This is a genomic window from Candidatus Pelagibacter sp. (assembly GCF_052049775.1).
Lineage (GTDB): Bacteria > Pseudomonadota > Alphaproteobacteria > Pelagibacterales > Pelagibacteraceae > Pelagibacter.
On sequence record NZ_JBNGZH010000035.1, the window covers coordinates 1 to 6,962 of the forward strand.

Here is a 6,962-nt window from a genome sequence, read left to right on the forward strand (position 1 = left end):
AACGAAATTCCATTATCCAAAGTAGCTATTGAATTAAATCAAGAAATAGTGGATAAAAAAAAAATAAAAAATATCAACCTTAAAAATAATGATAAAATAGAAATAGTTCATTTCATTGGAGGTGGTTAAAATTGAAAAAAGACAAATTTATTATTTCTAAAAAAAATTTTAACTCTAGACTTATTGTTGGAACTGGTAAGTATAAAAGTATGCAGGAGTGTGCTAAAGCAATCAATTTATCTGGAGCTGAAATAGTTACAGTTGCTGTTCGAAGAGTAAATATTACTGATAAAAAAAAACCATTATTAATGGATTATATTGATCCTAAAAAAATCACCTACCTTCCTAACACTGCTGGCTGTTTTAATTCAAAAGACGCACTAAGAACTTTAAGATTAGCACGAGAGATAGGTGGTTGGAAATTAGTTAAACTAGAAGTTTTGGGAGATAAAAAAAATTTGTTCCCAGAAATGATTGAAACACTTAAATCAACTGAAGTATTAACTAAGGAGGGATTTAAGGTGATGGTCTATTGTAATGACGATCCTTTAATGGCAAAAAGATTGGAGAATGCAGGTGCTTGTGCAATTATGCCTCTAGCAGCTCCAATAGGTTCAGGTTTAGGTATTGTTAATGAGATAAATATTAGGATAATTAGGAAGCAAACAAAATTACCATTAATTATTGATGCCGGATTAGGCCAAGCTTCAGATGCTGCTATAGCTATGGAATTAGGTTGTGATGGGGTCCTAGTAAACACTGCGATTGCAAAAGCAAAAAAACCATTTCAAATGGCTTTAGCATTTAAGAATGCGGTTATTGCTGGTCGCCAATCATACTTGTCTGGTAGAATAAAAAAAACATTATACGGAAATCCGTCTTCCCCAAAGTCAGGAATTATCTAGCTTTCTTATAAAATTTCTTTTTTCTAAAAGTTTTCTTTTTAAATTTCTTTTTATCTTTTAATTCAATAACGTTGTTAACTTTTTGTTCTTCAAGATTTTTTAATTTTTCAAAATATTCGATCAGCTCTATAGTTTTTTTAGATTTATTTTTAATATCAATAATATATTCAGGGATTATTAAACTATCATCAGATATTATATCAATTTTCATTTTATTCTTTTTTTCAAAGTAAGTAAGATCTTCAATAAAATTTTCTTTTAAAAAATCAGAAATTTTTTTACAAACCTTTAAATCTACAAATTTGGCTTTATTTAGAACCGCTTTTAATTCAACTAATTTAAGAATTTTTAGCGCAAAAGACTCATCTGTTAGTTTGATACTCCATTTAACCGCACTTTCTCTTAATCTCTGTCGAGACATTTCTAAAAGACCAAAATTCGATATTCTTCCAATTTGAATCCTGGCACGATCAGATCTGCACTTTTCTTTTAATCTTCTTTCAACCAATCTTCGATTCCCATAACTTAGCATGTCAATAAAATCTATTATGATAAGTCCTGACAAATCTCTTATTTTTATTTGTCTTGCTATTTCATCTGCAGCTTCAAGATTTGTATCTAAAGCAGTGCTCTCTACATTTTTTTGTTTAATAGAACTTCCAGAGTTAATATCAATGGAAACCAATGCCTCTGTAGGATTAATTACTAAGTAACCACCTGAGTTCAATTTTATTTCACTTTCAAATATTTGATTTAATTTCTGTTCAATACCTTCTTCAATAAATAAAGGTTTTTTTCCTCTGTATTTTTTTATCTTTTTTACGTGAGAAGGCATCATCATTTTCATAAAATTTTGAGCTTTTTTATAACCTTCATTACCTTCAATTATTATATTTTTTGTATTTTCATCATACATATCTCTTAAAGTTCTTTTAATTATTTCACTTTCTTGATGAATTAATGAAGGCGCTATAGAACTTAAGGCATTTTCTTTAATTTGATTCCAGTTATTAATAAGTGTATCTAAATCATGATTAATTTCATTTTTAGTTTTGTTACTTCCAGCAGTTCTTACTATAAGCCCCATTTCCTTTGGGATTTCAATTTCATTTAAAATACTTCTTATTTTTTTTCGATCTGCAGGATTAAAAATTTTTCTCGAAATTCCTCCACCTTTAGGTGTGTTAGGCATTAAAACTATATATTTGCCTGCAATAGAAATAAACGTGCTTAATGCAGCTCCTTTTTGACCACGCTCATCTTTTATAACCTGAACTAAAATTACTTGATTGGGTTTTATTACCTCTTGGATTTTATATCTTTTGAATCTAAATTTACTTTCATATTTTTTTTCTTTTTCATTTTCTAAATTTTCCTTATCCTCAGGATCCTTTTTTTCTATTGGATCCTTTTTTTCCAAAGGATCTTCAATTTCTAATTTGCCTTCAGCTAAATTTTCTTCTTCTTTAGCTTCAACTTTTTTTGATAGTTCTTCTCGGACTCTTTCCTCTTCTTGTTTTATTTTTTCCAAATCACTTTGTGGAATTTGATAATAATCAGATTGAATATCGTTGAAAGATAAAAAGCCATGACGCTCCCTCCCAAAATCAACGAACGCAGCCTGCAAAGATGGTTCTATACGACTTACTTTACCTAAATATATATTATTTTTTATTAGATTATTTTTTATGCCTTCATACTCATAATCTTCAATTTTTTCACCTGATTTGAGTACAATTCTAATCTCATTTGGATGCGAAGCATCGATATATAAATTTTTTTCCATAACATTTTTTTTGATTGATTCATAAATTATTAAAATTTTGTTTGTATTCTTATGCCTTATCTTTAACAAATTCCCCTATATAATGGAAACAAAATGAGTAAGATTTTGAAGAATTTATTTATTGGTTTTATTAGTTTTTTATTAATTTCATCAATAATTGTTTTAGTTATATTATGGAATTTTTCTAACAACATACCTGATTACAAATTTTTAAAAAATTACAAACCTCCTGTCTCAAGTAAGGTTTACTCTGGCAATGGTGATTTGGTTGCGGATTTTTCAAAAGAGAAGAGAATATTTGTTCCTTATGGTTCAATTCCAAAAAATGTTATTAATTCTTTCTTATCTGCTGAAGATAAAAATTTTTTTTCTCATCCAGGAGTTGATGCTAAAGGAGTTTTAAGAGCAATTGTAAATAATATTAAAAACGTTCTTACATCTAAAAGACTAGAGGGTGCCTCAACAATTACTCAACAAGTAGCAAAAAACTTTCTTTTGACTAATGAAGTCAGTTTAAACCGAAAAATTAAAGAAGCTATTTTAGCATTTAGAATTGAAAGAGCATTATCGAAAGAAAGAATTCTTGAATTATATTTAAATCAAATTTACCTCGGCAGCGGGGCTTATGGAGTCGCTGCAGCAAGTCTAGAGTATTTTGACAAATCAATAAAAGAATTGAATTATGAAGAAGCTGCTTTATTAGCTGCATTACCTAAGGCGCCAAGCAAATATAATCCATATAGAAATATAGATTTGGCAAAATTTAGAAGAGATTTAGTTTTAAAAAATTTATTAGACAATAATTTTATAACTGAAAAAAATTATCAAAATTTCAGAAAGAAAAATATTCAATTAAATAAAACTAGAAGAGTTTATTTAGAGGATGCTCAATATTATATTGAAGACGTAAGAAAAAATATAATTGAAATTTTATCATATGAAAAAGTTTATAATCAGGGCTTTAATATAAACACACCAATAAATCTAGAATTACAAAAAATAGCAACAAACTCTTTAAGAAATGGATTAATTAAATATGATCAACGTAAAGGTTGGCGGGGTCCATTATTAAATAAACCATATTCCAAAAATTGGTCTATTGGTTTAGATAAATACGATTTGGAGAATTCGATTGATTGGAAAATTGCAATAATAAAAAAGATTTCTAAATTTTCTATAGAAATAGAAACAAAAGATAAAATCAAAGGAATTATAGATTACAATAATATTTCTTGGACTAAAAAAGAATTAGATGATCTTTTCAGAGTGGGAGACATAATCTATGTTAAGAATATAAGAGATAACAAGTTTAGCCTTAAACAATTACCAAAAATAAATGGTGGTATAGTTGTAATGGATCCTTTCACAGGTAGAGTCGTTGCTCTTAGTGGTGGATTTAGTTTTAAAAATAGTGAGTTTAATAGGGCCTCACAAGCTTTGCGTCAACCCGGTTCAGCATTCAAACCATTTGTTTACGCTTTAGCTCTTGAAAATGATTATACACCTTCTTCATTAGTTTTAGATGCGCCGTTAGTCTTAGATCAAGGAACTGATTTAAAGATGTGGAAGCCAGAAAATTATGGAAAAAAATTTTATGGACCATCAACTTTGAGAATTGGTTTAGAAAAGTCACGAAATTTAATGACAGTTAGAATTGCACAGAATTTAGGTGTAGATAAACTTGCCGAATTCTCCAAAAATCTTGGCATTTATGAAAATCCTGATGAGCTTTTATCTATTTCTCTTGGTTCTGCTGAAACAACTTTGTTAAAACTCACTTCTGCTTACTCAGCTTTTGTAAATGGAGGAAAGTTAGTTATACCAATTTTGATTGATCGTGTTCAGGATAGTGAGGGAAATACAATTTTAAATAATGAAAATAGATCATGCTTAAATTGTGATAAACTCTCATATACTGGTAAAGACTTTCCTGATGTAGGCGATAATTTTAAACAGATATTTTCTCCACAAACAGCTTACCAAATTACTTCTTTATTGGAAGGTGTCGTTAAAAGAGGTACAGGAAAAAAATTGAGAGATCTAAATTTGAATCTTGCAGGCAAAACAGGAACAACTAATAAAAATACTGATGCATGGTTTATTGGTTATACTTCAAATTACGTTATAGGAGTTTATGTTGGAATGGATAATCCACAACCACTAGGTAAATTTGAAACTGGTTCAAAAACAGCATTACCGATTTTTAGAGAATTTATCGAATCAGCTATAAAAAAAACTGACGCTCGGCCATTTAAAGTTGCTGATGAGATTACAATGATGGTAGTTGATCCGGCAACAGGTCAAAAAGCAAAATTTTCATCTAAAGACACAATTTTAGAAGCCTATAAAAGTAAGAATGTAATTGATGGTAAAGTGCTATATTCAAATAATAATAGATTAGATACAAATAATATATTAAAGTTTTACTAATGGATCATAAATATACAGATTATAAAAAAGAGATAGAAAAAATAAATCAAAGAGTTAAGGAGTATCTTTGATAAAAATAAGATAGATTTAAAATTACAAAGTCATAATAAAACTATTCTTAATCCTAATTTTTGGCAGAATAAGTCTGATTCAAAAAAAATACTTAAAGAAAAAAAATTGTATGAAGACCTTATCAATTCTCACAAAAGCTCTTTAAATCAATTAAAAGATTTGGGAGATTTGTATGAATTAGCTTTAGAGGAAAATAACACAAACATACAAAATGAGGTTTTAGAAAGTATCAAGAATTTAAGAAAATTAGCAAAAAAAAATGAAATCAATTGTTTTTTATCAAATGAGTCTGACTCTTTTGATTGTTATATAGAAGTTCATGCTGGCGCTGGAGGCACTGAAAGCCAAGATTGGGCAGATATGTTGAGGAGAATGTATTTAAAATGGTCTGATAATAAAAATTATAAATCAACATTAATAAGTGAACACAAGGGTGATGAGGCAGGTATAAAATCCTCAACAATTAAAATTGAGGGTGATTATGTTTTTGGTTGGTTAAAAAAAGAGTCTGGAATTCACAGGTTAGTGAGAATTTCGCCATTTGACTCAGGTGCAAGACGTCATACTAGTTTTGCTAGTATTTGGGTTTATCCAGTTGTGGATGAAAATATTAATATTGAAGTTCAAGATAAAGATTTGAGAATTGACACATATCGATCTAGTGGTGCTGGTGGTCAACATGTTAATACAACTGACAGTGCAGTTAGAATTACACATTTACCATCTAAAATTGTAGTCCAATGTCAAAATGAAAGATCTCAACATAAAAATAAAGAGACATGCATGAACATGCTTAGAGCAAGACTCTATGATTTTGAGATAAAAAAAAAAGAAAAAGAAAATGAAAATACCGAGTCATCAAAATCTGAAATAGGTTGGGGACATCAAATAAGATCTTATGTTTTACAACCATATAGATTAGTAAAAGATAATAGATCGAATTTTGAAAGCTCTAATCCAGATAAGATTTTAGATGGTGAAATTGATGAATTTTTAGAACAATCGCTGTATCAAATATAATGAAAATATTTTTTAAACTCTTTATAACTATATTATTTTTAATATTTATTACTTTAACGTACCTAAGTATTTTTGGAGTTGAGACTGATAAATTTAATAGTCAAATAACAGAAAAAATTCGAAAATTTGATAAGAATTTAGAAGTTGAATTAAAAGAAATAAAATTAATTTTAGATCCATTTCAATTTAAACTTCAAGCCAAAACAATTGGCACAAATTTAATAAATCAAAGTAAAAAAATAGAAATTGAGAATATAAAAACACAACTTTCGTTAAAGTCTTTAATAGAAGATAAATTTTCAATTGAAAATTTAGAGATTTCATCAAAATCTCTTGAGTTAAAAAACTTAATTTCTTTTTTAAGATCATTTCAAAATACTCCTGAACTATTCATAATTGAAAAAGCCATTAAAAAAGGATATTTGATTGCTGATATAAAGTTAGAATTTGATTCAAATGGAAATATTAAAAACAATTATGAGATCAATGGTGTTGTAAAAGATGTTGAATTAAATGTATTAAAAAAATACAATTTACACAAATTAGACTTTATTTTTGACTATAGTAGAAATAATTTTTTAGTTAAAGATCTTAATTTTAAATTTGATAAAATAGGAATTTCTTCAGAAAAAGTATCAATTAAAAAAAAGAATGATGATTTTATTGTAGTTGGTACCTTTGCGCATAATAAGTCTGATTTAGATAAAAGAAATATAGATTTATTAGTCAAACCATTTTTACCAAATTTT

5 protein-coding genes and 1 pseudogene are annotated in these 6,962 nt (G+C 27.8%); 5 read left to right on the forward strand and 1 reads right to left on the reverse strand.

Annotated features, from left to right (window positions below):
* The first annotated feature begins 48 nt into the window (after positions 1-48).
* On the forward strand, positions 49-129 hold the full coding sequence (locus tag ACTT83_RS05295; RefSeq protein WP_440919068.1) for a hypothetical protein: 81 nt from the start codon (positions 49-51) through the stop codon (positions 127-129).
* Positions 130-131: 2 nt separating this feature from the next.
* Positions 132-905 carry a thiazole synthase gene (locus ACTT83_RS05300; protein ID WP_440919065.1) on the forward strand — a complete coding sequence of 258 codons (774 nt, stop codon included), beginning with the start codon at positions 132-134 and terminating at the stop codon, positions 903-905.
* Here ACTT83_RS05300 and ACTT83_RS05305 read toward each other — a convergent pair.
* A complete protein-coding gene (locus ACTT83_RS05305) occupies positions 898-2,691 on the reverse strand; it encodes an Rne/Rng family ribonuclease (protein ID WP_440919066.1) in 1,794 nt (597 codons plus the stop codon). The genes ACTT83_RS05300 and ACTT83_RS05305 overlap by 8 nt on opposite strands.
* A gap of 93 nt (positions 2,692-2,784) precedes the next feature.
* On the opposite strand from ACTT83_RS05305, the gene ACTT83_RS05310 reads away from it, so the two are divergent.
* The 3 genes and pseudogenes from ACTT83_RS05310 to ACTT83_RS05320 form a co-directional block, all read left to right on the forward strand.
* A complete protein-coding gene (locus ACTT83_RS05310; RefSeq protein WP_440919067.1) occupies positions 2,785-5,121 on the forward strand; it encodes a penicillin-binding protein 1A in 2,337 nt (778 codons plus the stop codon).
* A 45-nt stretch (positions 5,122-5,166) separates the two neighbouring features.
* Positions 5,167-6,213: a peptide chain release factor 2 gene (gene prfB, locus ACTT83_RS05315; protein ID WP_440919069.1), complete on the forward strand. Its 1,047-nt coding sequence runs from the start codon at positions 5,167-5,169 to the stop codon at positions 6,211-6,213.
* A pseudogene (locus ACTT83_RS05320) lies at positions 6,213-6,962 on the forward strand (hypothetical protein); the annotation flags it as partial. The gene prfB and the pseudogene ACTT83_RS05320, both read left to right, overlap by 1 nt.

What these genes read in the sequence shown, in the direction of transcription:
- ACTT83_RS05305 (WP_440919066.1), bottom strand. Translation starts at nt 2,691, where the DNA reads ATGGAAAAAAATTTATATATCGATGCTTCGCATCCAAATGAGATTAGA.
- ACTT83_RS05310 (WP_440919067.1), top strand. Translation starts at nt 2,785, where the DNA reads ATGAGTAAGATTTTGAAGAATTTATTTATTGGTTTTATTAGTTTTTTA.